At 62.6% G+C, this 24847-nt stretch carries 24 protein-coding genes and 1 pseudogene; 6 read left to right on the top strand and 19 right to left on the bottom strand.

What is annotated here, in order from left to right; translation table 11 throughout:
* The first annotated feature begins 87 nt into the window (after window positions 1-87).
* From AB3X89_RS33355 to AB3X89_RS33330, 6 genes are all read left to right on the top strand, one after another.
* Complete coding sequence (locus AB3X89_RS33355; protein WP_368587057.1) at window positions 88-1644, top strand: 3-hydroxyacyl-CoA dehydrogenase; 1557 nt, start codon at window positions 88-90, stop codon at window positions 1642-1644.
* Window positions 1641-2429: an oxepin-CoA hydrolase, alternative type gene (locus tag AB3X89_RS33350; protein WP_368587056.1), complete on the top strand. Its 789-nt coding sequence runs from the start codon at window positions 1641-1643 to the stop codon at window positions 2427-2429. Before AB3X89_RS33355 ends, AB3X89_RS33350 begins: the two co-directional genes overlap by 4 nt.
* 21 nt (window positions 2430-2450) lie before the next feature.
* The gene (locus AB3X89_RS33345) at window positions 2451-3167 is read left to right on the top strand and encodes a histidine phosphatase family protein (protein ID WP_368587055.1); all 717 of its coding nucleotides are present in this window, start codon (window positions 2451-2453) and stop codon (window positions 3165-3167) included.
* A 20-nt stretch (window positions 3168-3187) separates the two neighbouring features.
* A complete protein-coding gene (locus AB3X89_RS33340; RefSeq protein WP_368587054.1) occupies window positions 3188-4294 on the top strand; it encodes a phosphotransferase in 1107 nt (368 codons plus the stop codon).
* A gap of 58 nt (window positions 4295-4352) precedes the next feature.
* Window positions 4353-5612: an acyl-CoA dehydrogenase family protein gene (locus AB3X89_RS33335; RefSeq protein ID WP_368587053.1), complete on the top strand. Its 1260-nt coding sequence runs from the start codon at window positions 4353-4355 to the stop codon at window positions 5610-5612.
* A 125-nt stretch (window positions 5613-5737) separates the two neighbouring features.
* Entirely contained in the window at window positions 5738-6439 is a 702-nt protein-coding gene (locus AB3X89_RS33330; RefSeq protein WP_368587052.1) for a glutathione S-transferase N-terminal domain-containing protein, read from the top strand.
* 98 nt (window positions 6440-6537) lie between these two features.
* Here the strand turns inward: AB3X89_RS33330 and AB3X89_RS33325 are convergent, their stop codons facing one another.
* The 19 genes and pseudogenes from AB3X89_RS33325 to nuoE all read right to left on the bottom strand — a co-directional run bounded on the left by AB3X89_RS33325 (window position 6538) and on the right by nuoE (window position 24726).
* Entirely contained in the window at window positions 6538-7014 is a 477-nt protein-coding gene (locus AB3X89_RS33325) for a MaoC family dehydratase (protein ID WP_368587051.1), read from the bottom strand.
* Window positions 7011-7469 carry a MaoC family dehydratase gene (locus AB3X89_RS33320; protein WP_368587050.1) on the bottom strand — a complete coding sequence of 153 codons (459 nt, stop codon included), beginning with the start codon at window positions 7467-7469 and terminating at the stop codon, window positions 7011-7013. Before AB3X89_RS33320 ends, AB3X89_RS33325 begins: the two co-directional genes overlap by 4 nt.
* 34 nt (window positions 7470-7503) lie before the next feature.
* A complete protein-coding gene (locus AB3X89_RS33315) occupies window positions 7504-8631 on the bottom strand; it encodes an acyl-CoA dehydrogenase family protein (protein WP_368587049.1) in 1128 nt (375 codons plus the stop codon).
* A gap of 10 nt (window positions 8632-8641) precedes the next feature.
* Entirely contained in the window at window positions 8642-9838 is a 1197-nt protein-coding gene (locus AB3X89_RS33310; protein WP_368587048.1) for an acyl-CoA dehydrogenase family protein, read from the bottom strand.
* Between the two features lie 48 nt (window positions 9839-9886).
* Complete coding sequence (locus AB3X89_RS33305) at window positions 9887-10312, bottom strand: DUF1178 family protein (protein WP_368587047.1); 426 nt, start codon at window positions 10310-10312, stop codon at window positions 9887-9889.
* A 216-nt stretch (window positions 10313-10528) separates the two neighbouring features.
* Window positions 10529-11053 (bottom strand): helix-turn-helix transcriptional regulator, encoded by a 525-nt coding sequence (locus tag AB3X89_RS33300; RefSeq protein WP_368587046.1) that lies wholly within the window; start codon window positions 11051-11053, stop codon window positions 10529-10531.
* 29 nt (window positions 11054-11082) lie between these two features.
* Window positions 11083-11361, bottom strand: a pseudogene (locus AB3X89_RS33295) (hypothetical protein).
* A 294-nt stretch (window positions 11362-11655) separates the two neighbouring features.
* Window positions 11656-12246: an NUDIX domain-containing protein gene (locus AB3X89_RS33290; protein WP_368587045.1), complete on the bottom strand. Its 591-nt coding sequence runs from the start codon at window positions 12244-12246 to the stop codon at window positions 11656-11658.
* A 45-nt stretch (window positions 12247-12291) separates the two neighbouring features.
* Window positions 12292-12588, bottom strand: a complete 297-nt coding sequence (locus AB3X89_RS33285; protein WP_018420024.1) for a DUF2818 family protein — start codon at window positions 12586-12588, stop codon at window positions 12292-12294.
* Complete coding sequence (nuoN, locus tag AB3X89_RS33280; protein ID WP_368587044.1) at window positions 12588-14060, bottom strand: NADH-quinone oxidoreductase subunit NuoN; 1473 nt, start codon at window positions 14058-14060, stop codon at window positions 12588-12590. Before nuoN ends, AB3X89_RS33285 begins: the two co-directional genes overlap by 1 nt.
* A 24-nt stretch (window positions 14061-14084) precedes the next feature.
* Window positions 14085-15575 (bottom strand): NADH-quinone oxidoreductase subunit M, encoded by a 1491-nt coding sequence (locus AB3X89_RS33275; protein WP_018431493.1) that lies wholly within the window; start codon window positions 15573-15575, stop codon window positions 14085-14087.
* Between the two features lie 14 nt (window positions 15576-15589).
* A complete protein-coding gene (gene nuoL, locus AB3X89_RS33270; RefSeq protein WP_368587043.1) occupies window positions 15590-17656 on the bottom strand; it encodes an NADH-quinone oxidoreductase subunit L in 2067 nt (688 codons plus the stop codon).
* 17 nt (window positions 17657-17673) lie between these two features.
* Window positions 17674-17979: an NADH-quinone oxidoreductase subunit NuoK gene (gene nuoK, locus AB3X89_RS33265; RefSeq protein ID WP_006052894.1), complete on the bottom strand. Its 306-nt coding sequence runs from the start codon at window positions 17977-17979 to the stop codon at window positions 17674-17676.
* Between the two features lie 20 nt (window positions 17980-17999).
* Window positions 18000-18692 carry an NADH-quinone oxidoreductase subunit J gene (locus AB3X89_RS33260; protein WP_368587042.1) on the bottom strand — a complete coding sequence of 231 codons (693 nt, stop codon included), beginning with the start codon at window positions 18690-18692 and terminating at the stop codon, window positions 18000-18002.
* Between the two features lie 192 nt (window positions 18693-18884).
* Window positions 18885-19373 carry an NADH-quinone oxidoreductase subunit NuoI gene (gene nuoI, locus AB3X89_RS33255; protein ID WP_013088942.1) on the bottom strand — a complete coding sequence of 163 codons (489 nt, stop codon included), beginning with the start codon at window positions 19371-19373 and terminating at the stop codon, window positions 18885-18887.
* Window positions 19374-19388: 15 nt separating this feature from the next.
* Complete coding sequence (gene nuoH / locus AB3X89_RS33250; RefSeq protein ID WP_368587041.1) at window positions 19389-20453, bottom strand: NADH-quinone oxidoreductase subunit NuoH; 1065 nt, start codon at window positions 20451-20453, stop codon at window positions 19389-19391.
* A complete protein-coding gene (gene nuoG / locus AB3X89_RS33245) occupies window positions 20454-22787 on the bottom strand; it encodes an NADH-quinone oxidoreductase subunit NuoG (protein ID WP_368587040.1) in 2334 nt (777 codons plus the stop codon).
* Between the two features lie 128 nt (window positions 22788-22915).
* The gene (gene nuoF / locus AB3X89_RS33240; RefSeq protein WP_176109123.1) at window positions 22916-24244 is read right to left on the bottom strand and encodes an NADH-quinone oxidoreductase subunit NuoF; all 1329 of its coding nucleotides are present in this window, start codon (window positions 24242-24244) and stop codon (window positions 22916-22918) included.
* Window positions 24241-24726 carry an NADH-quinone oxidoreductase subunit NuoE gene (nuoE, locus tag AB3X89_RS33235; RefSeq protein WP_013088938.1) on the bottom strand — a complete coding sequence of 162 codons (486 nt, stop codon included), beginning with the start codon at window positions 24724-24726 and terminating at the stop codon, window positions 24241-24243. Before nuoE ends, nuoF begins: the two co-directional genes overlap by 4 nt.
* Window positions 24727-24847 lie beyond the last annotated feature (121 nt).

Genomic DNA, 24847 nt, shown 5'->3' with positions numbered 1-24847 from the left:
GAGGTTGAAGCAGCGGCTTTCCATCGAATCATCCAAGAAACTGCACGATCGTGCTATTCTAAAATTACCATGGAGTCGGGCATCTCAATGAACTCTCGCAATTTCAGCATCGAGACCATCGGCATCGTCGGCACTGGCGCGATGGGCCGCGGGATCGCGCAGATCGCAGCGCTCGCTGGCCTGCGTGTGCGGCTCTACGACACCAACGCGGCCGCCGTCGGCGCGGCGCGCGACTATCTCGCGGAGACTTTCGCCACATTGACGGCCAAAGGCAAGCTCGAACAGTCGCGCTCGCTCGCCGCGCTCGCCAACGTCAGCGGCGTGCAGGCGGTGAGCGAACTGGTCGGCTGCGATCTGATCGTCGAGGCAATCGTCGAAAAGCTCGAGGTGAAGCAGGCGCTGTTTCGCGAGCTCGAAACCGTGGTCAGCGGCCGCTGCATCCTCGCGTCGAATACGTCGTCGCTGTCGATCACCGCGATTGCCGCGGGCTGCACCGATCCGTCGCGCGTGGTCGGCTATCACTTCTTCAATCCGGTGCCGCTGATGAAGGTCGTCGAAGTCATCGACGGCCTGCGCAGCGACCCCGAGGCCGGTGACGCGCTGATGGATCTCGCGCGCCGCATGGGCCATACGCCGGTGCGCGCGAAGGACATGCCCGGCTTCATCGTCAATCACGCGGGCCGTGGCATGAATACCGAGGGTTTGCGCGTGGCGAGCGAAGGTGTCGCGAGCTTTGCGGATATCGACCGCATCATGCGCGAGCAGGCCGGCTTTCGCCTCGGACCGTTCGAGCTGCTGGACCTGACCGCGCTCGACGTGTCGCATCCGGTGATGGAGTCGATCTATCACCAGTTCTACGAAGAACCGCGCTATACGCCGTCGCCGATTACGGGCACGCGGCTGTCGGCCGGACTGCTCGGCCGCAAGAGCGGCGAAGGTTTTTATCGCTACGTGGACGGCCAACAACAGGTTCCCGCCGAAGCACCCGCGCCGGCCACGCTGCCGCAAAGCGTGTGGGTCAGCCAGCGCTATCGCGACGCGTATCAGGCCGTCGTGCAACTGGTCGGCAAAGCGGGCGTGAAGCTCGACGAAGGCGTAACGCCTGCGGCCGGTTCACTGATCGTCGTCACGCCGTTCGGCCACGACGCGACCACGGCCGCGGTCGACGAAACGCTCGACGCGAGCCGCGTGGTCGCCGTCGACGCGCTGTTCCCGCTCGTCGGCGCACAACGCCGCACGCTGATGACCACGCCCGCCACGACACGCGCCGCGCGCGATTGCGCGCATGCGCTGTTCGCCGCCGACGGCATCCCCGTCACCGTGATCCGCGATTCGACCGGCTTCGTCGCGCAGCGGGTGGTCGCGACGATCGTCAACATCGGCTGCGACATCGCGCAAAGACAGATTGCAACGCCAGAGGACATCGACCTCGCCGTGATGCTCGGTCTCGGCTATCCGCGCGGACCGCTCGCGCTCGGCGATGCACTCGGCGCCACCACCATTCTCACGATCCTGCGCAACATGCACAGCGTGCTCGGCGAACCTCGCTATCGGCCGTCGCCGTGGCTCGCAAGACGCGCGCAACTCGGCCTCTCGCTCACCCAGCGAGACGCCGCCGACATTCGAACGGAGACCCCATCATGAGCGCCGCCCTGCTCGCTTCACGCCCCGCCAGCAGCGAATCCACGCTGGTCCTCACGCTCTCGAACCCCGGTGCGCGCAACGCGCTGCATCCGGATATGTACGCAGCCGGCATCGAGGCATTCGATACCGTCGAGCGCGATCCGTCGATTCGCGCCGTCGTGATCACCGGCGCCGACGACTTCTTCTGCGCGGGCGGCAACCTGAACCGGCTGCTCGAAAATCGCGCGAAAGATCCGTCCGTGCAGGCCGATAGCATCGACATGCTCGCGCAATGGATTTCGGCGCTGCGGCTGTCGTCGAAGCCGGTGATTGCCGCGGTGGAAGGCGCGGCGGCCGGGGCGGGGTTTTCGCTCGCGCTCGCCTGTGATCTGATCGTCGCCGCGGACAACGCGAAGTTCGCGATGTCCTACGCGCGCGTCGGCTTGACGCCCGACGGCGGCGGCTCGTGGTTCCTCGCGCAGTCGCTGCCGCGTCAGCTGGCCACCGAGGTACTGATCGAAGCCAAGCCGATCGGCGCCACGCGTCTGCACGAACTCGGCGTCGTCAACCGGCTCACCAAAGCCGGCGCCGCGCGCGATAACGCGCTCGCATGGGCCGATGAGCTCGGCGCGATCTCGCCCAATTCGGTCGCGCGCATCAAAGGGCTGATCGCCGCGGCCGGCACGCAGCCGCTCGCGGATCACCTGGTCGCCGAGCGCGATAACTTCGTCGCGTCGCTGCATCATCGCGACGGTCTCGAAGGCATCAGCGCGTTCCTCGAAAAGCGCGCGCCGATTTACAAATAAGCGACGAGAGAGCCGCCCGACATGCCCGACTATCAATTGCCGAAACGGCGCCGCGTTTTCCTGATGCGTCACGGCGACGTCACCTACTTCGACGACTCCGGCCGCGCGATCGATCCCGAAACCGTGCCGCTGAACGCGAACGGCCGCGAGCAGGCGAGCGCGGCCGGCCGCGTGTTCGCCGAGCAGCAGGTGCGCTTCGACCGCGTGATCGTCAGCGGCTTGCCGCGCACGATCGAAACCGCGCGGCGCGTGCTCGCCGAAACGGGTCAGCAGATCGAACCCGAGATCGACCCCGCATTGCAGGAGATTCGCGGCGGGCGGCTCGGCAGCATTCCGCCGAGCGATATCGAGGCGGCGTTTCTCGGCGTGTTCGACGGCATCGTGCCGGAGAGCATGCGCTTTCTCGACGGCGAAACGATCGGCGAGCTGTTCGATCGCGTGCTGCCGGCCATCGCGGCGCTGCGCGAAGACACCTCGTGGGACACCGTGCTGCTGGTGCTGCACGGCGGCGTCAATCGCGCGATCCTGTCGCATGCGCTGACGGCGGGCGGCCGCACCTTCTTCGGCCATCTGTCGCAGGCGACCGGCTGCATCAACGCGCTCGACGTCGGCGCCGCGCCGCGCGACTGGGTGCTGCGCATGCTCAACTATTCACCGCCGTCGCCGCTGCATCGCGACGTTCGCAACACCACGATGGAAATCCTCTACGCACAATTCATCCGATTCCAGCGTAGCTGACACCGAACTGGAGGAGACACATGGCGCAAGCCACGCAGACCGGCGAACCCGCAGGCAAACAGGACTACTCGGCTTTCGAGGGCACCCGCCCGGTCAACGAGCGGCAACGCTTCGACACCGACGCGCTCGCCGCGTGGCTGGCGGGCCATGTCGACGGCTTCGCGGGACCGCTGACGCTCGAGCAATTCGCGGGCGGACAATCCAATCCCACGTTCAAGCTGATCACGCCGTCGCGCTCGTACGTGATGCGCGCGAAGCCCGGACCCACCGCGAAACTGCTGCCATCCGCGCACGCGATAGAACGCGAATATCGCGTGATGCACGCGCTCGCCGCCACCGACGTGCCGGTCGCACGCATGCTCGCGCTGTGCGAAGACGAAAGCGTGATCGGCCGCGCGTTCTACGTGATGGAGTTCGTCGACGGCCGCGTGCTGTGGGATCAATCGCTGCCCGGCATGACGCCCAGCGAGCGCGCGGCGATCTACGACGAAATGAATCGCGTGATCGCGGCGTTGCACAGTGTCGACGTCACCGCCGCCGGCCTCGCCGACTACGGCAAGCCAGGCAATTACTTCGCGCGCCAGATCGGCCGCTGGAGCAAGCAGTATCTGGCGTCCGAGACCGAACCGATCGACGCGATGCATCGCCTGATCGAATGGCTGCCGCAGCATATGCCGGCCGAAACGAACGAGCGCGTGTCGGTCGTGCACGGCGACTACCGGCTCGACAACCTGATCTTCGATCGCAACGAGCCGCGCGTGCTCGCGGTGCTCGACTGGGAACTGTCGACGCTCGGCGATCCGCTCGCCGATTTCGCGTATCACTGCATGGCGTGGCATGTCGACCCGACGCAGTTCCGCGGCATCGCGGGACTCGATTGGGCCGCGCTCGGCATCCCCGATGAAGCACGCTACGTGGAGCGTTATTGCCAACGCACCGGCTTCGAGATTCGTGGCGACTGGAATTTCTATCTGGCCTACAACATGTTCCGCATCGCCGCGATCCTGCAAGGAATCATGAAGCGCGCCGTCGACGGTACCGCGTCGAGCGCGCAGGCGCTCGACGCCGGCCGGCGCGCGAAGCCGATGGCCGAACTGGCCTGGAATTACGCGCAGAAGGTTCGCTAGACTCGAGGGCTCGCCCCGCTCCCCCATCATTCGCAGTCCGTTACCCGCGAGGTCCCAGATGAATTTCGATTACACCCCGAAGGTCCAGGCGTTGCGCGAAAAACTGCTCGCCTTTTTCGACGAGCACATTTACCCGAACGAGCAGGCCTTCTATGCGGAGATCGCGCGCAATCGCCAGAACGGCAACGCATGGGTGCCCACCGAACTGATCGAGCAACTGAAGCAGAAGGCGCGCGATGCCGGTCTGTGGAATCTGTTCCTGCCGCAATCGCAGCGCGGCGCCGGCCTGACGAATCTCGAATACGCGCCGCTGTGCGAGATCATGGGCCGCGTGCCCTGGGCGCCTGAAGTGTTCAACTGCAACGCGCCAGACACCGGCAACATGGAGACGATCGAGCGCTACGGCAGCGAAGACAACAAGCGCGAATGGCTCGAACCGCTGCTGCAAGGGCAGATCCGTTCGGCGTTTCTGATGACGGAGCCGGAGGTCGCGTCGTCGGATGCGACGAACATCCAGACCAGCATCGTGCGCGATGGCGACCATTACGTGATCAATGGCCACAAGTGGTGGTCGTCGGGTGCCGGCGACCCACGCTGCGCGATCTATATCGTGATGGGCAAGACCGATCCCGACGCGCCGCGCCATCAGCAGCAGTCGATGATCCTCGTGCCCGCCGACGCCACCGGCATCACCGTGCATCGTCCGCTCACCGTGTTCGGTTACGACGATGCGCCGCACGGCCACATGGAGATCACACTCGACAATGTGCGCGTGCCCGCCACCAACCTGCTGCTCGGCGAAGGCCGCGGCTTCGAAATCGCGCAAGGCCGTCTCGGCCCGGGGCGCATCCATCACTGCATGCGCCTGATCGGTCTCGCCGAACGCGCGCTCGAACTGATGGCGAAGCGCTCGCTGCAACGTGTCGCGTTCGGCAAGCCGGTTGCGTCGCAAGGCGTCACACAGGAGCGTCTCGCCGAAGCGCGCTGCATGATCGAGCAGGCGCGTCTGCTTACGTTGAAGACCGCGTACATGATGGACACCGTCGGCAACAAGGGCGCGCGCGGCGAGATCGCGATGATCAAGGTGGTCGCGCCGAACATGGCGTGTCAGGTGATCGACTGGGCGATTCAGGCGCACGGCGGCGGCGGCGTCAGCGACGATTTCCCGCTCGCGTATGCGTACGCGTCCGCGCGCACGCTGCGTTTCGCCGACGGCCCCGACGAAGTGCACCGCAACGCGATCGCCAAGCTCGAACTCGCGCGTCATATGGATGCGGGCGCGGCGGCTCGCGTGGAGATGCCGGTCACGCGCGTTTGAGTGCTTCGGCCCGAAGCGAGTGCGCCGTTGAGGTCACTGCAAGCAGCATCGCGCGATCTATGCTCTAATTTTCGACAACGGCGGCGCCCTCTTTGCGGCGCCGCTTTGACGAACAAGGAGCCAGGATGATCGATGTCTATAGCTGGGCGACCCCGAACGGCCACAAGGTTCATATCATGCTCGAGGAGACGGGCCTACCCTACAACGTGCATGCCGTGAATATCGGTGCAGGTGACCAGTTCAAGCCCGAATTTCTTGCCATCAGTCCCAACAACAAGATTCCCGCGCTGGTCGATTCCGAAGGTCCGAAAGGCGCCGACGGACGGCCGTTCGCGCTATTCGAATCGGGCGCGATCCTGATTTATCTGGCCGAGAAGACCGGTAAATTTCTACCGACCGACCCAGCCGCGCGCTACGCGGCACTGCAATGGCTGATGTTCCAGATGGGCGGCCTGGGTCCGATGCTCGGCCAAACGCATCACTTCCGCGTGTATGCACCCGAGCAGATCGAATACGCGGTCAATCGCTACACCAACGAAGCGCGACGCCTGTACGGCGTGATGGACACGCAACTCGGCAAGACGCGTTACCTCGCGGGCAACGACTATACGATCGCGGACATCGCCGCGTTTCCGTGGACCCGTTCGTGGAAAAATCAGGGCGTCGACCTCGATTCGTTGCCGAACGTGAAGCGCTGGCATGAGGAGATCGCCACGCGGCCGGCAGTAGTGCGCGGCGTCGACGTGCTCGCATCCGCGCGCGTGCCGCTGATGGACGACAAGGCGAAAGAGATTCTGTTTGGCGCGACACAGTACGCGAAACACTAGTTGCAGGCCGTCTGGCTGACGCGGCTGGACACAACACAAAGCGCGAGCGGCATGTCTGCCGACTCGCGCTTTTTCATTGCATCTGCGAAGGGCAAACGCTAGAAGTAATGCCGTGTGATGAACTCCGCGACGCACACCGGTCGATCGCCGCCCTGACGCTCCAGCGTCACGTTCCACGCGACCTGCACGCCGTTGTTGTCTACGTCGGTCACCGACTCGACGGCGAACTTCGCGCGCAGCGATGACCCCACGAGTACCGGCGACATGAAACGTACGCGGTTCAAGCCGTAGTTGACGCCCATGCGCTGCTCGATTCTCAGAGTCTTACCGAGCAACGCCGGAATTAGCGACAACGTCAGAAACCCATGCGCAATCGGCCCGCCAAACGGCGACTCGCGTATGGCCCGCTCGGGATCGATGTGAATCCACTGATGATCGCCGGTCGCCTCGGCGAAACGGTTGACTCTGTCCCGATCGACGCTCAGCCATTCGCTGACGAGCGACTGCGTGCCGACGAGTGCGCGCAGAGCGTCCGCACTGTCGAAGGCGGAGATCGTCGCCGCGCTCACCGTCATGCCGCCGCTCCCGGATTGCGCAGACCGAACATGCCGTTCGAGCGCACCGTGATCACCGTGTCGCCGTGCTGATTGATGCCCTCCCAGCGCGTCGACACGATGCCGCGATCGGGCTTGCTCTGCGACACGCGCTTGTCGACGATGACGTTCATCATCGTGATCGTGTCGCCGACTCGCACCGGCTTCAACCAGCGAATCTCGTCGATCCCGGGCGAACCCATCGACGTCGAATCCGCCAGCACCTTGCGCACGAGCATGCCCATCATCACCGAGCACGTGTGCCAGCCGCTCGCGACGAGGCCGCGGAACGGCGATTCGGCCGCGGCGGCTTCGTCGAGATGAAACGGCTGCGGATCGAACTTCTGCGCGAACTCGACAATCTCCTCGCGCGTGAACGTGTGCTTGCCGATTTCGTGGCTCGCGCCCACTTCCATGTCTTCGAAACTGATTTTCATCAGTGCATCTCCTTTGTTCGGTGGAACGCCCCGATCAGACTTCGGCGACTGCAAATCCGGGCAGAGTGGCAAACCGCGCGAGATGATGATCGACGTCGCCGAGCGTGGTCTCGATGATCGCGAGGCGCTTGAACAGATGCGCGGCCGCCACTTCATTCGTGACGCCCATGCCGCCGTGCAACTGCACCGCCTGTTGACCGACGAAACGCGCGGCCTGGCCGACCCGAACCTTGGCCGCGGAGATCGCGCGACGGCGCTCGTTCGCGTCTTCGCTCGCGTAGCGCATCGCTGCGAGATACGTGATCGAGCGCGCCTGCTCCGCGTGGATCAGCATCTCGACCATGCGGTGCTGCAGCGCCTGGAAACGCGCGATCGGCTGACCGAACTGCTGGCGCGTTTTCGTGTATTCGACGGTGGCGTGATTGAGCGCGTCGAGCGCGCCGATCGCTTCCGCGCACAGCAGCAGGGTGCCGTAGTCGGCGATCTGCTCGAGCGTTGCCGCCCCCGCATGTTCGCCGGCGAGCCGGCGCGCGGGCGTGCCGTCGAATTCGAGCGTCGCGGCGCGTTGACCGTCGATCGTGCGGTACTCGGTGAGCGTAACGCCGGCCGCGTCGCGGGCGACGACGAAGAGTGCGATCTCGCCATCGAGGCGCGCCGGCACGATCCAGTGGTCCGCCTGCGCGCCGTGCAGCACGACAGATTTGCTGCCGCTCAGCATGTGCTGCGCGCCCTGCCGGCTCGCGTTCGTCGCGACGTCGAACAGATCGTAGCGGGCATGCGGCTCATGAAACGCCACGGCCAGTTTGCCTTCGCCCCGGGCCGCCCGTTCGAGCAGCGCGGCATCTTCGCCGTCGCCGGTGCCGGCGAGCCGCAGCGCTTCGATGCCCACCGCGGTCGCCCAATACGGCTCGACGACGAGCGCGCGGCCGAGCTCCTGCATGACCACGAGCATGTCGATCGGGCCGCCGCTGAAACCGCCTTGATCTTCCGGCACCGGCAATGCGGTCAGCCCCAACTCGGTGAACGCGGCCCAATGATCGGCCGATACGCCCGCCTCCGAGCGCACGATCGCCTGGCGCGCTTCGAAGCCGTAGTTCTTCCCGAGATAGCGGCGCAGCGCATCGGCAAATTGCTGCTGTTCGTCGTTGAAAGTGAAGTCCATGCGCCGCTCCTCAAAGTCCGAGAATCATCTGCGCGATGATGTTCTTTTGAATTTCGTTCGAGCCGCCGTAAATCGACGTCTTGCGGAAGTTGAAGTAGTACGCGGCAAGCGGCGCGGCATCGTCGTCGCCGGCAAGACTGTGCCCGCGTTCGCCTTCGAGGAACGGCACGTCGAACGGCGCGGCCAGCGGACCGATCGCTTCGAACATCAGTTCGGTGAGTCCCTGTTGCACTTCCGTGCCCTTGATCTTCAGCATCGACGCTTCCGGGCCCGGGCCGCGTCCGCCCGCCTCGTTCGCCACCACGCGTTGCACGGTGACTTCGAGCGCCATCAACTCGATTTCCAGACTCGCGACCTTTGCCGCAAACACCGGATCGTGCAGCAGCGGCTTGCCATTCTTTTTCTGATTCAGCGCGACACGCTTGAGAAACACCAGTTCGCGCTTCGACGCACCGACTCGCGCGATGCCAGTACGCTCGTGCCCGAGCAAATATTTCGCATAGGTCCAGCCGCGATTTTCTTCGCCGACCAGATTGTCGAGCGGCACTTTGACGTCCTCGAAGAACACTTCATTGACTTCGTGATCTTCGTCGAGCGTGATGATGGGCCGCACCGTGATGCCCGGCGTTTTCATGTCGATCAGCAGGAACGAGATGCCCTCCTGCTTTTTGGCGCCGCTGTCGGTGCGCACGAGGCAGAACATCATGTCGGCGTGCTGGCCGAGCGTGGTCCAGGTCTTCTGACCGTTGACCACGTAATGATCACCGACGCGCTCGGCGCGGGTGCGCAGCGACGCAAGGTCGGAACCCGATCCCGGCTCCGAATAGCCCTGACACCACCAGTCAGTGCCGTCGAGAATGCGCGGCAGATAATGGCGTTTCTGCGCCTCGTTACCGTATTTCATCAGCACTGGCGCAACCATCGACACGCCGAAAGGCAGCACGGTAGGTGCGCCAACACGCGCGCACTCTTCTTCCCAGATATGTCGTTTCGTCGCGTCCCAGCCGGGGCCGCCATATTCGCGCGGCCACGCGACCGCCGACCAGCCTCGCGTGCCGAGCAGCCTGTGCCAGCTTGCGAAGTCTTCGCGGGAAAGACGTTTGTGATTGAGAACCTTGTCGCTCAGCTCGCGAGGCAGATTCGCTTCGAGCCAGGCGCGGATGTCGGCGCGGAACGCGTCTTCAGCGGGGGAATAGTCCAGATTCATGCGTAGTGTCTCCTGGCCGCCACCACCCAGCCGCCTGGAGCCACCGCGCTACTGCAGTGGTTCCTTCAGCGCAGCCGGGACCGGCAGCGGCATCACTTCGATGCCTTCCTCGACCAAGGCACGCGCATCCTCGGGTGTCGTGACACCGCGAATACTGCGCGCGGGCGCTTCGTTGTAGTGAATGCGCCGCGCTTCCTCGGCGAAGCGGTCGCCCACGTTCTCGGTCTTCTCCAGTACCTCGCGCAGCGCGCGGATCATGTGCGCCTGCATTTGCTGCACACCCGCCGGCGCTTTTGAGTCGGTCGCGCCCGACAGATTCAGACGCGGTGCCGACGGCAAACGGCTCACCTCGTGCGCACCGCAGATCGGACATTCGACGAGTTTGCGGGACTGCTGCGACTCGAAGTCATCAGCCGAAGCAAACCAACCTTCGAACCGATGGCCATGCGGACACTGTAAATCGAGGACCTTCATGTGGAATCAGGGCTTGCGTGCCAGTTTAGCGCAAAATGGAAATTTGTGAACGATCGTTCGTAAAACCTTAGGGCCGACGCACAGCCGCCAGCTGCCGAAAGGGAATATCACGTGGGTGCGCGATTTTAACGCTTTACGGCATGTGCTGCCGAAGGCGGCCCGAGCGGTCACCGGTGCCACAATTGCTCCGTTCTCCAGCCCGCTTGAAGCGCACCGCTACACCACGAGATTGCCGAGTTGGCGACTTACGCGCGGTTCAATCTGACGGGCCTCCTTCGCCAGATTGATCTGCTTCGCCAGTTTTGCGACATCCGCGACACCGATCTCAATCTCGTACCCGCCGCGCGCGGTCAGCCATTCGAGCACGTCCGTCAGATGCCACACCGACGCACTGCCTTCGTGGACCGGCGGAGGGAAGTCGATGGCGTTATTCAGCATCAGCTTGCGCATGTTTTGCCGCGACACGCCCGCCATTTCGGCCACGTCTGTCAGCCCCACGAAGTCAGGTCCCGCCTCGACCAGTTGCGCGGACGGCACAGCGCGTTTCACGTCCTTGAGCGCGCTGATGACAGCCTCGAATGCGCTCGCGCCTTCACGGGTGAAAAGCAGCGCGAGGCGGCCTGCTTGCCCGACGCCAATCGTAGCGTCGTCGCACCCCGCTTCGCCCAGCCTCTCGACGATTGCATCTGCATCGCAATCTTCCGCGGTGAGGCGGTACTTCAAGGTGAATACATATTCCATACGGTACTCCTGTCTTTGTTGAGCCCAGGTTATTGCGATTCCTGTTTGCTGCCTACGAACGCACAGCGCCGTGCCGCGCAGTTGCCGACGATGCGCCGCAGATGTCTGGCGTGATTGCCGGGATTCTTCGGCGTACTTCAGACGCTCGATATACAGAACTCATCGCACCGACATTCGGCGTCTTTGTACGGGCAATAGATTTTTCCCCACGCATGACCTTTTCCGCCTTCCTGAATGCGCCAGCCGTGCTGCTCCGCGTACGCCAATGCAGCCTCGATCTCTTTCTTCTTGTGCCTTCCTCGAACCATCGACACCTCCAATGTAGCCGCTCAATTTCGAGTTGTCAATTGACAACCCAGAGGTTGAGCTGGAATCAGATCGTTCCGATGAGTAGCGTCGGTTATCCCAAACAAAATCGACGACGCACTCGGTGATCGGAGGGTTCATACTAGCCGGCCGGCGGGGCCGCGACGAGCCAGCCAGATGGCATAGGGAACGGCATTTTGTTGAGCCAGAAAGAAACGGCGGAGCCAATGACAAAGCCCCTGCCGGTCATCGACCGACAGGGGCTTGGTTAAATCAGCTATCGGGCTGACGCGAACTTATACCGTCTCGGGCGCCTGCGTCGGCCACGTGCCCGACAGCACTTTCTCGAGCCAGAAAGTACCGATGATCGTCTTCACATCGGTGATCTTGCCCGTGCGCACCCACTCGGACACTTGTTCCACGGTCGCGGTGAACAGTTCGAGAAACTCACCTTCGTCGAGCTTGCGCTCGCCCGCGGTCAAGCCCCGCGCCAGATAGATATCAATGAATTCGGTCGAGTAAGAAATGATCGGGTGGATCCGTGTCAGGTATACGTATTCGCGCGCGGTATAGCCGGTTTCCTCGCGCAGTTCCCGCACCGCGCATGCCAGCGCGCCCTCGTTCGGGTCGAGCTTGCCGGCCGGATATTCGACCATCACCTTGCCCATCGGATAGCGATACTGACTTTCGAGCAGCACGCGACCGTCATCGAACAAGGGGATCACCATGACGGCGCCCGGGTGCTGAACATATTCGCGCGTCGCGTGTTTGCCGTCCGGGAGTCGGACCGTATCGTACTTGACCGTCATGAACGGCCCCTGATGGACCGTCTTGCTGTCGATACAAGTCTCGGTTAGCGCGGCGTCGTGATTGGGAAGTTCAGCCATGTGCGGACCTCAGAACAGCCAGGCGCGCGCGACGGCGGCACGCCGTCAGCGGCGTTTGACGAGATATTGGAAGGTAAAGCCGGGAAAAGCGAACACGACGAACAGAGCGAACGTGATCGCATAGAACTGCCAGCCCTGCTCGAAGCGATTTCCCGCGCGCGCTTCGAGCAGAAAGCCCAGCGCGCCGACCACGAAATACAGCACGATCAATTCGGCAATCCGGAGCCAGGCGCTTTTCTTCGCCGCTTTCAACGGCACCGCGGCGAAGAGGCGCTGATTCAGGAAGGGCAGGTTGGCGCCGACCAGCGCCAACAGCACGATAAACCAGCCCGCAGCGGACATCAGAGCAGCAGCGTGTGCTGGATCGCCTGCAGGCAGGCGCGCAACAGCGGATCCGGCACGATACCGAGCGCCAGCACGGCGACGCCGTTCAACGCGAGCAACGCGCGCGTGCTCGTGTCTGCCGCGATCGTCGACTTGTCTTGCGGCTCGTCGAAGTACATCAGCTTGACGATACGCAGGTAGTAGAACGCGCCGAACAGCGACGTGATCACGGCAAGCACGGTGAGCCAGGTCAGGCCGGCGTTCATCGTCGCTTGCAGCACGGCGAGCTTCGCGTAGAAGCCGACTGCCGGCGGAATACCCGCGAGCGAGAACATCATGATCATCATCACGAACGCGAATACCGCGCTGCGCTGATTGAGGCCTTTGAAGTCCTCCAGCGTGTCCGCTTCGAAGTCGCGGCGCGCGAGCAGCATGATGACGCCGAAGGTACCGAGCGTCGTGATCAGGTAGATGATGCTGTAGAACATCGCCGAGCCGTACGCGCTCGCGGCGCCCGTGGTCTTCTGGTCGACCACGCCGGCGAGCAGGCCGAGCAGCACGAAGCCCATGTTCGAGATCGCCGAATACGCGAGCATCCGCTTGACGTTGCGCTGCACGATACCGGTGATGTTGCCGACAATCAGCGACAGCGCCGCCAGAATCACCAGCATCTGTTGCCATTCGACCGCCAGCGGCAGCAGGCCCATCACGAGGAAACGCAGACCCCACGCGAACGCCGCGACCTTCGGGCCACCACCGACGATGAGCGTCATCGCCGTCGGTGCGCCCTGATACACGTCGGGCACCCACATATGGAACGGCACCGCGCCCATCTTGAACGCCACGCCCGCCACGATGAAGATCACGCCGAACAGCAGCACGGTCGGATCGTAGTGGCTCGTGTTAATCGCCTTGAACACTTCATTCAGGTCCAGCGAGCCGGTCGCGCCATACAGCATCGAAACACCGTACAGCAGGAAACCGGAAGCCAGCGCGCCGAGCACGTAGTACTTCATCGCCGCTTCGTTCGACGACGCCACTTCGCGACGCAGCGCGATCACCGCGTACAGCGACAGCGACATCAGTTCCAGACCGAGATACAGCGTCAGGAAGTTGTTGCCCGAGATCATCACGATCTGGCCGAGCAGCGAGAACATGCCGAGCAGGAAGAAGTCACCGCGGAACAGGCTACGGTCTTCGAGGTAGCGACGCGAATAAACGATCGTCACCGCGTAGCCGAGCGACACCACCGCCTTCATCACGTTGGCGAACGGATCGACCACGTACATGTGATCGAAGAAGTAATGCACTTGCGGGTCGAACGCATTCACCGCGAACCAGATCCCGGCGACGAGCGTCGAGAAGAACGCGATGAAATACGTAGTACGGCGACCCTCCGGGCCGACGAACGTGTCGTTGAGCCACGCGATGACAATGGCGAACATCACCAATGCGTCAGGCAACAGAGCAGTCATAGGGGCGTTTTGCATGGTCTTAAATTCCTCCGCTCGTCGTTACTGAGGCAACGGCAGCTTCGATTGCGCAACGTGGGAGAGGAGGTTTTCCACGGATACGTGCATCACATCGGTAAAGGGCTTCGGATACAGGCCCATGAACAGCGTCAGTGCGGCGAGCACTGCCAGCATGAAAAATTCGCGACGGTCGATGTCGACCAGGCTCTTCACGTGGTCGTTCGCGACCGCGCCGAAGTAGACACGCTTGTACATCCACAGTGTGTAGGCCGCGCCGAGAATCAGCGTGACAGCCGCGCCGCTCGCGATCCAGAAGTTGTACTGGACGGAAGCCAGAATCACCATGAATTCGCCGACGAAACCGGACGTGCCCGGCAAGCCGCAATTCGCCATCGCGAACAGCATCACGAACGCCGCGAACTTCGGCATCACGTTGACGACGCCGCCGTAATCGGCGATCTGACGCGAGTGCATGCGGTCGTACAGCACGCCGATGCACAGGAACATTGCGCCCGACACGAAGCCGTGCGAGATCATCTGCACGATCGCGCCTTCCGCGCCGAGCTGATTGAAGATAAAGAAGCCGAGCGTGACAAAGCCCATGTGCGCGATCGATGAATACGCGACCAGCTTCTTCATGTCGGCCTGCACCATCGCGACGAGACCGATGTAGATCACAGCGATCAACGACAGCGTGATGATGACCGGTGCAAGGAAATGGCTCGCATCAGGCGTGATCGGCAGCGAGAAGCGCAGGAAACCATACGCGCCGAGCTTCAGCATGATCGCGGCCAGCACGACCGAACCGCCGGTAGGCGCTTCCACGTGCGCGTCCGGCAACCACGTGTGCACCGGCCACATCGGCACCTTCACCGCGAAGGCCAGGAAGAACGCGATAAACAGTAGCACCTGCGGCGTCATCGCGATCTGCGCGTGCTGCCACGTGGCGATATCGAACGAGCCGGTCTCGTTGTACAGATAAATCAGCGCAACCAGCATCAGCAGCGAACCCGCCAGCGTGTACAGGAAGAACTTGAACGCCGCGTACACGCGGTTCGCCCCACCCCACACGCCGATGATGATGTACATCGGGATCAGCGTCGCTTCGAAGAACACGTAGAACAGCATGCCGTCGGCCGCGCTGAACACGCCGACCATGATGCCCGACAGGATCAGAAACGCCGCGAGGTACTGGCCGACGTTCTTCGTGATCACTTCCCACCCTGCGATCACGACGATCACCGTGATCAACGCGGTCAACGAGACGAACCACATCGAAATACCGTCCACACCGAGGTGATACATGATGTGGAAGCGCTGGATCCAGTTCGCCTGCTCGACGAACTGCAGGTCGGCGGTGCTCGAATCGAAGCTGGTGATCAGCGGCAGCGTGACGAGGAAGCTCAGGACCGAGCCGATCAGCGAGATCCAGCGCGCGGGAGCGGGGTTCTCGTCGTTGCCGATCGCGAGGACCAGCAGACCGAAGAAGATCGGCAACCAGATCGCGATGCTGAGAATCGGATAAGCGTGCATGAGTGTCCCTCGCCTTATTTGCCGCCGAGCGTTACAAACAGGGTCAGGAGCCCCAGCATGCCGATGATCATGGCGAACGCGTAGTGGTAGATGTAGCCGGATTGGAGGAAGCGGATCACGCTAGCGAACCAGCCGATAAAGCGTGCGCTGCCGTTGACGATGCCGTCGATCACGACCACGTCGCCTTCCTTCCACAAACCACGGCCAATGGCCACCGCGCCTCGCGCAAACACGACTTCGTTGATCTTGTCCATGTAGTACTTGTTATCGAGCAACGTGTAGATCGGGCCGAATGCGCGCTTGATGACAGCGGGCAGATCCGGACGGACCAGATACAGGAACCATGCGACTACCACGCCAGCCAGCGCGAGCCACACCGGCAGGCCCGACACCGAGTGCAGACCCATCGACGCCCAGCCCTGGAACTCTTCGGCCATCTCATGCAGCGCCGGATGGTTCTCGCTGATGTAGATCACCTTGTCGAACGCGACGCCGTGCTGGAAGAAGTCGCCGAACAGCATCGGACCGACGCCGATCGCGCCGATCACGATCGACGGAATCGCCAGCAGCACGAGCGGCACCCACACGACCCACGGCGTTTCGTGCGGTTCGTGAGCGTGGTCGCCGTGACCATGGCCATGGTCATCGTGGCCGTGCGCGCCATGTGCATGCGACGCGGCTTCTGCGCCCATCGGCGATTCAGGGTGCTTCGGATTGCGGAAGCGCTCCTCGCCGTGGAACACCATGAAATACATACGGAACGAATACAACGCGGTCACGAACACGCTTGCGACCACCGCGAAGTACGCGAAACCCGAGCCCGGCAGATGCGACAGCTTCACCGCGTCGATGATCGAGTCTTTCGAGTAGAAGCCCGAGAAGAACGGCGTACCGATCAGCGCGAGCGAACCGATCAGCGACGTGATCCACGTAATCGGCATGTACTTGCGCAGGCCGCCCATGTTGCGCATGTCCTGATCGTGATGCATGCCGATGATCACCGAACCCGCGCCGAGGAACAGCAGCGCCTTGAAGAACGCGTGCGTCATCAGGTGGAACACGGCGACCGAGTACGCCGACGCGCCGAGCGCGACGGTCATGTAACCGAGCTGCGACAGCGTGGAATAAGCGACCACACGCTTGATGTCGTTCTGGACGATGCCGAGAAAGCCCATGAACAGCGCGGTAATCGCACCAATGACCATGACGAACGACAACGCCGTATCCGACAGTTCGAACAGCGGCGACATGCGCGTAACCATGAAGATACCGGCCGTCACCATGGTCGCCGCGTGAATCAGCGCGGAGATCGGCGTCGGACCTTCCATCGAGTCCGGCAGCCACACGTGCAGCGGGAACTGAGCCGACTTACCCATCGCGCCGATGAACAGGCAAATGCAAGCCACCGTCAGCAGGCCCCAGTCGGTACCCGGGAAGTTCAGCGCGGCGAGTTCGGTACGCTTGGCGAAGACTTCGCCGTAGTTCATCGAACCAGCGAACGCGAACAGCAGACCGATGCCGAGCAGGAAACCGAAGTCGCCGACGCGGTTCACGATGAACGCCTTCATGTTCGCGTAAATCGCGCTCTCACGCTTGAAGTAGAAGCCGATCAGCAGGTACGAAACGAGACCCACCGCTTCCCAGCCGAAGAACAGCTGCAGGAAGTTGTTGCTCATCACGAGCATCAACATCGAGAACGTGAACAGCGAGATGTACGAGAAGAAGCGCTGGTAGCCGTCGTCGTCGGCCATGTAGCCGATCGTGTAGATGTGCACCATCAGCGACACGAAGTTGACCACGACGATCATCATCGCGGTCAGCGAGTCGACCAGGAAGCCGACTTCGAGCTGCGTCTTGCCGATCGACATCCATTGATAAACGGTCGCGTTGAAGCTCGCGCCGTCCATCACCTGGAAGAAGACCATCACCGACAGGATGAGCGAAATCGCGACGCCGAGGATCGTGACCGAATGCGCACCCGCCCGCCCTATCGCCTTGCCGAACAGCCCTGCAACCAGGGAACCGGCGAGCGGTGCAAGCGGAATTGCCAACAGCAGGTTTTCATTGAGTATCGTGGACATAACCGCTTTTCCTGAAATTAACCTTTGAGCTGATCGAGATCCTCGACATTGATCGTGTCGAGACTACGGAACAGGGTCACCAGAATTGCGAGACCGATCGCCGCCTCGGCTGCCGCGACCGTCAGCACGAAGAAGACGAAAATCTGGCCGTGCACGTCGCCCAGGTAGTGCGAGAACGCGACAAAATTGGTGTTCACCGCGAGCAGCATCAGTTCGATTGCCATCAGGATGATGATGACGTTGCGGCGGTTCAGGAAAATGCCGACGATGCTGATCGCAAACAGGATCGCGCCGAGGACAAGGTAATGGGCAAGGGTCAACATGATTTCTATCTCCTGTCCGCTCAGCTGTTCTTGGCTGCTGCCGAGTCGGCTGCTGCTGCGGCCGCCGCGGCAGCCGCTTGTTCCGCCGCGATGGTCGCCGCGGTTTTCTCCGACGGCATCTTCACGACGCGCACGCGGTCCTGGGCACGCACCTTGACCTGCGCGCTGACGTTCTGACGCTTGCTGTCCTTCTTGTGGCTCCTGGTCAGCGCGATCGCCGCGATGATGGCGACCAGCAGAATCAGGCCGGCGATTTCGAACGCGAAGATGTAGTTGGTGTAGATGACCTTGCCGATCAGGCGCGTGTTCGACCAGTCGCCCATACCGGCAGCGGCCGAGGCCGTGTCGTGCAGCGCGGTGGCGGTCGCGCCGTAGCCGTGCCACAGAATCAGCGCGGTTTCGATCACGATGATTGCGCCCACCGCCGAGGCCATCGGCAAGAAGCGTTTGAAGTCCTTGCGCAGCACGTCGAGATTGATGTCCAGCATCATCACGACGAACAGGAACAGCACCATCACCGCGCCGACGTAGACCAGCACCAGCAGGATCGCGAGGAACTCGGCCTCGAGCAGCATCCAGATCGCGGCTGCGTTGAAGAACGCCAGCACCAGAAACAGTGCGCACGCCACCGGGTTGCGCGAGGTGATCACCTTCAGCCCTGAAACCACGAGGAGCAGCGCGAAGATGTAGAACAGTACGGTCGTGAATTCCATGATTACCGGTTCATCGTTAGGCCATCGTCAGGCATTGTTCTTTGGCACGCGTGGTTGGCAAAAGCGGAGCAATCCGCCAGTACCGCCACACAGGTGCGCCGTGCCGCGGCGTTCAGGCCGCGGCGGTCGGCCCGACAGCAGGCCGTGTTACTGCTTTTGCTGCCGCATTTACTGCACCAGCGGAAAAGCGCTTCAACGATACGGTGCGTCGGCTGCCTTGTTGGCGGCGATTTGTGCTTCGTAGCGATCGCCAACGGCCAGCAGCATTTCCTTCGTGAAGTACAGGTCGCCGCGCTTCTCGCCGTGATACTCGAGAATGTGCGTCTCGACGATCGAGTCGACCGGGCAGCTCTCTTCGCAGAAACCGCAGAAGATGCACTTGGTCAGGTCGATGTCGTAGCGCGTCGTGCGGCGCGTGTTGTCCGCGCGCGTTTCCGATTCGATCGTGATCGCGAGCGCAGGGCACACTGCTTCGCACAGCTTGCATGCGATGCAGCGCTCTTCGCCGTTTTCATACCGGCGCAGCGCATGCAGACCGCGGAAACGCGGCGAGATCGGGGTCTTTTCTTCCGGGAACTGCACGGTGACCTTGCGCTGGAACGTGTAGCGTCCGGTCAGCGCGAGGCCTTTCAGCAGTTCCGTGAGGAAGAAAGTCTTGAAGAAGTTTTGGATTGCGGTCATAGGTTCGTCCGCCCTTTATTTCCAGATGTTCAACGGCGACATGATCCAGAAGCCGACCACCACCAGCCACACCACGCAGACCGGAATGAAGACCTTCCAGCCGAGACGCATGATCTGGTCATAGCGGTAGCGCGGGAACGTGGCACGCGCCCAGATGAACACCGACAACAGGAAGAAAACCTTGGCGACGAGCCAGACGATGCCCGGGATGAACGACAGGAACCCGAACGGTGCGCTCCAGCCGCCGAGGAACAGTGTTGCAGCCAATGCCGAGATCACTATCATATTGATGTACTCGGCGAGGAAGAACAGCGCGAACGCCATACCCGAGTAATCGATCATGTGGCCCGCGACGATTTCCGATTCGCCCTCCACCACGTCGAACGGGTGACGGTTCGTTTCAGCGATGCCCGAGATGAAGTACACGACAAACATCGGCAGCAGCGGCAGCCAGTTCCACGACAGGAAATTCAGGCCGTGCGAGGCGAAGAAGCCCTGCTCCTGCGAGCCGACGATGCCCGACAGGTTCAGCGTACCGGCTGTCATCAGCACGACCACCAGCGCGAAGCCCATCGAGATTTCGTACGAGACCATCTGCGCGGCAGCGCGCATCGCGCCGAGGAACGCGTATTTCGAGTTCGACGCCCAGCCGGCCAGAATCACGCCATACACGCCGATCGACGAAATCGCCATCGCGTACAGCAGACCCGCGTTGATGTCGCCTAGCACCGCGCCCGCCTGGAACGGAATCACCGCCCACACAGCGAACGCCGGCACCACCACCATGATCGGCGCGATGATGTAGATCCAGCGGCTCGCCTGGGCGGGCTGGATCACTTCCTTGAGTAGAAGCTTCAGCACGTCGGCGATCGGCTGCAACAGGCCGCCGGGGCCGACGCGGTTCGGACCGAGACGCACGTGCATCCAGCCGATCAGCTTACGCTCCCACAGGATCAGGTAAGCGACGCACAGCAGGATCACGACGGCCACCACCAGGATGCGCACGAGCGCCCACACCGTGGGCCATGCCACACCGAGAAGCTGGGCGCCGCCCGAGTTGATCGTATCGAACAAGCTCATTTACGCCTTCTCCACCACCAGTTCACCGAACAGGCTGCCCAGCGCTGCACCGGCAGGCGTAGCCGCCGATACGCGGACCACCGTCTCCGCAAGATTCGCGTCGCGCACGGCCGGCAACTGCACCGCTTGCTCGCCCTGACGAACGCGCACCGCGTCGCCCTCTTTCAAACCCAGTTTGTCAAACAGCGCAGCCGGCAGGCCGACCGAATTCGCCGTACGGGCCGCCGCGGTCAGATGCAGCGACTCCGCGCGACGCACCAGCGCGTCGGCATGATAGATCGGCACGTTCGCGAGACGCTCGAACTTGCCTTCCGCCGCCTTCACGGCGTGGCCGCGCGTCACCGCGACGCCGGTACGGTTCGACAGCCTCGAAGTCTGGTCACCGTCGCCGAGCGCGGCTGTGCGCACTTCCTCGACCGTGTCGTATTCGAAGCCCGGCGCACCGAGCAGGCTGCCCAGCACGCGCAACACCTTCCACGCCGGACGCGTGTCGCCGAGCGGACGCACGACGCCGTTGAAAGCCTGCACTGTGCCTTCCGCGTTGACGAACGAACCGCCCGTTTCGGTGAACGGTGCAATCGGCAGCAGCACGTCGGCATAGTCCGCGCCGGTCTGGAACGGCGACATCACGACGACCATCTCGGCCTGCTTCAGAGCGGCAAGCGCTTGCGCCGGATTGGCCGTGTCGAATTCCGGCTCGAGATTCAACAGCAGATAACCCTTGCGCGGCTGTTCGAACACTTCGCGGGCATTCAGACCGCCTTCGCCCGGCAGCGCGTTCACGAGGTGCGCGCCGACCGTGTTGGCCGCTTCGGTCAGGAAACCGAGCGTAGCGCCGGTTGCCTCTGCAATCCATTGCGCCGCGGCGTGGATCGCCGCGAAGTCCGGATGGCGGACCGCTTCGTTGCCGAGCAGCACGACGCGCAGGGCGCCGTTGGTCAGCGATTTAGCGATCTGCTTGTGCGCGTCCGTCGGCTGCGTGCCCGCAAATGCTTCCGGCAGTGCGACGCCCTTCGCTTCGCCCACCGCGCCGGCGATCCCTGCCAACGCCTCAAGCCATGCCGACGGTGCGGCGACCACACGGTGCGCCTGCGGGATCATCGCGTCGTCGTTGGTGGCCTGGATCAGCGTGAGCGCCGAACCGCCGCGTGCGACCTGGCGCAGACGCGCGGCGAACAGCGGATGATCACGACGCAGATCCGAGCCGATCACGAGCGCCGCATCGACGTTCGACAGATCGGCGATTGTCGTACCGAGCCACGGCGCGCCCGTAACGGGCGCCGAGAAATCCGACTGGCGCAGACGGAAGTCGACGTTCGGCGTGCCGACCGCTTGCGCGATCTGCTTGAGCAGGAACAGTTCTTCGACTGTGCTGTACGCGCTCGACAGCGCCGCAAGCGCGTTCGCGCCGTGGTCGCCCGCGATGCCCTTCAGACCCTTGACCACATAATCGAGCGCGGTTTGCCAATCGGTTTCGACCCACTGGCCGCCCTGCTTGAGCATCGGTTTGGTCAGACGCTCGGGGCTGTTCAGACCTTCGTACGAGAAGCGGTCCTTGTCCGAAATCCAGCACTCGTTGATCGCTTCGTTTTCGAACGGCAGAACGCGCATAACGCGATTGTTCTTCACCTGCACGATGAGGTTCGCGCCGACGGAATCGTGCGGGCTCACCGACTTGCGGCGCGACAGCTCCCACGTACGGGCGCTGTAGCGGAACGGCTTGCTGGTCAGCGCGCCGACCGGGCACAGGTCGATCATGTTGCCCGACAGTTCCGAGTCGACCGTCTTGCCGACGAACGACGTGATTTCAGAATGCTCGCCGCGGCCCAGCATGCCGAGTTCCATCACGCCGGCGATTTCCTGGCCGAAGCGGACGCAACGCGTGCAGTGAATGCAGCGCGACATCTCTTCCATCGAGATCAGCGGGCCCACGTTCTTGTGGAACACCACGCGCTTTTCTTCGCTATAGCGCGACGACGACTTGCCGTAACCGACGGCCAGATCCTGCAACTGGCATTCGCCGCCCTGGTCGCAGATCGGGCAGTCGAGCGGATGGTTGATCAGCAGGAATTCCATCACAGCTTGCTGGCCCTTCACCGCCTTGTCCGACTTGGTGCGCACGATCATGCCGGCCGACACCGGCGTCGCGCACGCGGGCACGGCCTTCGGCATCTTCTCGACATCGACCAGACACATCCGGCAGTTGGCCGCAATCGACAGCTTCTTGTGATAGCAGAAGTGAGGAATGTAGGTGTCGACCTTATGCGCAGCCTGGATCACCATGCTGCCTTCAGGCACCTCGACTTTCTTGCCGTCTATTTCCAGTTCAACCATGATGGTCAATCTTCCTTAACCTGTTACCGCTCAATCGTTCGCCTGTTCATCGCCCGCTTCGGGCGATGAATCCTGCGGTTGAGGTGTTCGTCTGGTAGTTATTCGTCAGCCAAATCTGTCGGCGCGACTCAGGCTGCCACTGTTTCGGGCGCCGCCGCCGTGCCGGCATGGCCGCCGACGAGGCAATGCTTGTGGGCGACGTGATATTCGAATTCGTCCCAGTAGTGCTTGAGCATGCCCCGAACCGGCATCGCTGCCGCGTCGCCGAGCGCGCAGATCGTGCGGCCCATGATGTTTTCCGCGACGGAGTTCAGCAGATCCAGATCTTCCTGGCGGCCGAGACCATGCTCGATACGATGTACGACGCGATACAGCCAGCCCGTGCCTTCACGGCAAGGCGTGCATTGACCGCACGACTCTTCGTAGTAGAAGTACGACAGGCGCAGCAACGAGCGCACCATGCAGCGCGTCTCGTCCATCACGATCACCGCGCCCGAGCCGAGCATCGAGCCAGCCTTCGCGATCGAGTCGTAATCCATGTCGGTCTGCATCATCATCTCGCCCGGAATCACCGGCGCGGATGAACCTCCAGGAATCACGGCCTTGATCTTCTTGCCGCCGCGCATGCCGCCGGCGAGTTCCATCAGCGTCGCGAACGGCGTGCCGAGCGGAATCTCGTAGTTGCCCGGACGCTCGACGTCGCCCGACACCGAGAAGATCTTCGTGCCGCCGTTGTTCGGCTTGCCGATCTCAAGGTAATTCTGCGGTCCGATCGCGAGCAGGAACGGCACCGCCGCGAAGGTCTCGGTGTTGTTGATCGTGGTGGGCTTGCCGTACACGCCAAAGCTCGCCGGGAACGGCGGTTTGAAGCGCGGTTGGCCCTTCTTGCCCTCGATCGATTCGAGCAGCGCGGTTTCCTCGCCGCAGATATACGCGCCGTAACCATGGTGCGCATGCAGCTGGAACGAGAAGCCCGAGCCCATGATGTTGTCGCCGAGGAACCCGGCGCGGCGAGCTTCTTCCAACGCTTCTTCGAAGCGCTTATAGACTTCCCAGATTTCGCCGTGGATATAGTTGTAGCCGACCGTGATGCCCATCGCGTACGCGCCGATCGCCATACCTTCGATCAACGAATGCGGATTGAAGCGCAGAATGTCGCGGTCCTTGAACGTACCCGGCTCGCCCTCGTCCGAATTACAGACGAGGTATTTCTGGCCCGGGAACTGGCGCGGCATGAAGCTCCACTTGAGACCGGTCGGGAAGCCCGCGCCGCCGCGGCCGCGCAGACCCGACGCCTTGACGTCGGCGATCACCTGCTCGGGCGCGATCTTCTCTTCCAGGATGCGGCGCAGCTGGGCGTAACCGCCGCGCGCCACGTAGTCTTCGAGATGCCAGTTGTCGCCGTTCAGTCCGGCGAGAATCAGCGGTTTGATGTGACGATCGTGTAAAGCCGTCATTTCGAAAGTTCCTCGAGCAGCTGGTCGATCTTCTCGCGGCTCATGAAGCTGCACATGCGTTGGTTGTTCACCAGCATCACCGGCGCGTCGCCGCACGAACCCATGCACTCACCCTCTTTCAGCGTGAATTTGCCATCGGGCGTGGTTTCGCCGAAGTCGATGCCGAGCTTCTGCTTCAGGTATTCAGCGGCGCTTTCGGAACCGCCGTCCGGGCCGAGCTGGCACGGCAGGTTCGTGCAGAGCGTGATCTTGAACTTACCGACCGGCGAGGTCTCATACATCGTGTAGAAGGTCGCTACCTCCTGCACGGCGATTGCCGGCATGCCGAGATAATCCGCGACGAACTGCATGAGTTCGGGCGACAGCCAGCCATGCTCGGTTTGAGCAGTGGCCAACGCCGACATCACGGCGGACTGTTTCTGATCGGCGGGGTACTTTGCGACCGCACGATCGATTTCTTTCAGGCCTTCAGCTGAGATCATTTTCAGACACGACTCTTTCAATTCCTACCGAACGAAAACCTGTCGCTCACGTGATACTGCGACAGACCCGGCGTTCCTTTGCTTGACGCGCGTGGCAGTGCAACGACCGCGGACGCGCGTC

Origin of the sequence: Paraburkholderia sp. BR14320 (genome assembly GCF_040948665.1) — a bacterium.
Classification (GTDB): Bacteria; Pseudomonadota; Gammaproteobacteria; order Burkholderiales; family Burkholderiaceae; genus Paraburkholderia; species Paraburkholderia youngii.
The sequence above is the reverse complement of the archived record's forward strand: the minus strand, read 5'-3'. Positions and strand labels throughout refer to the sequence as shown.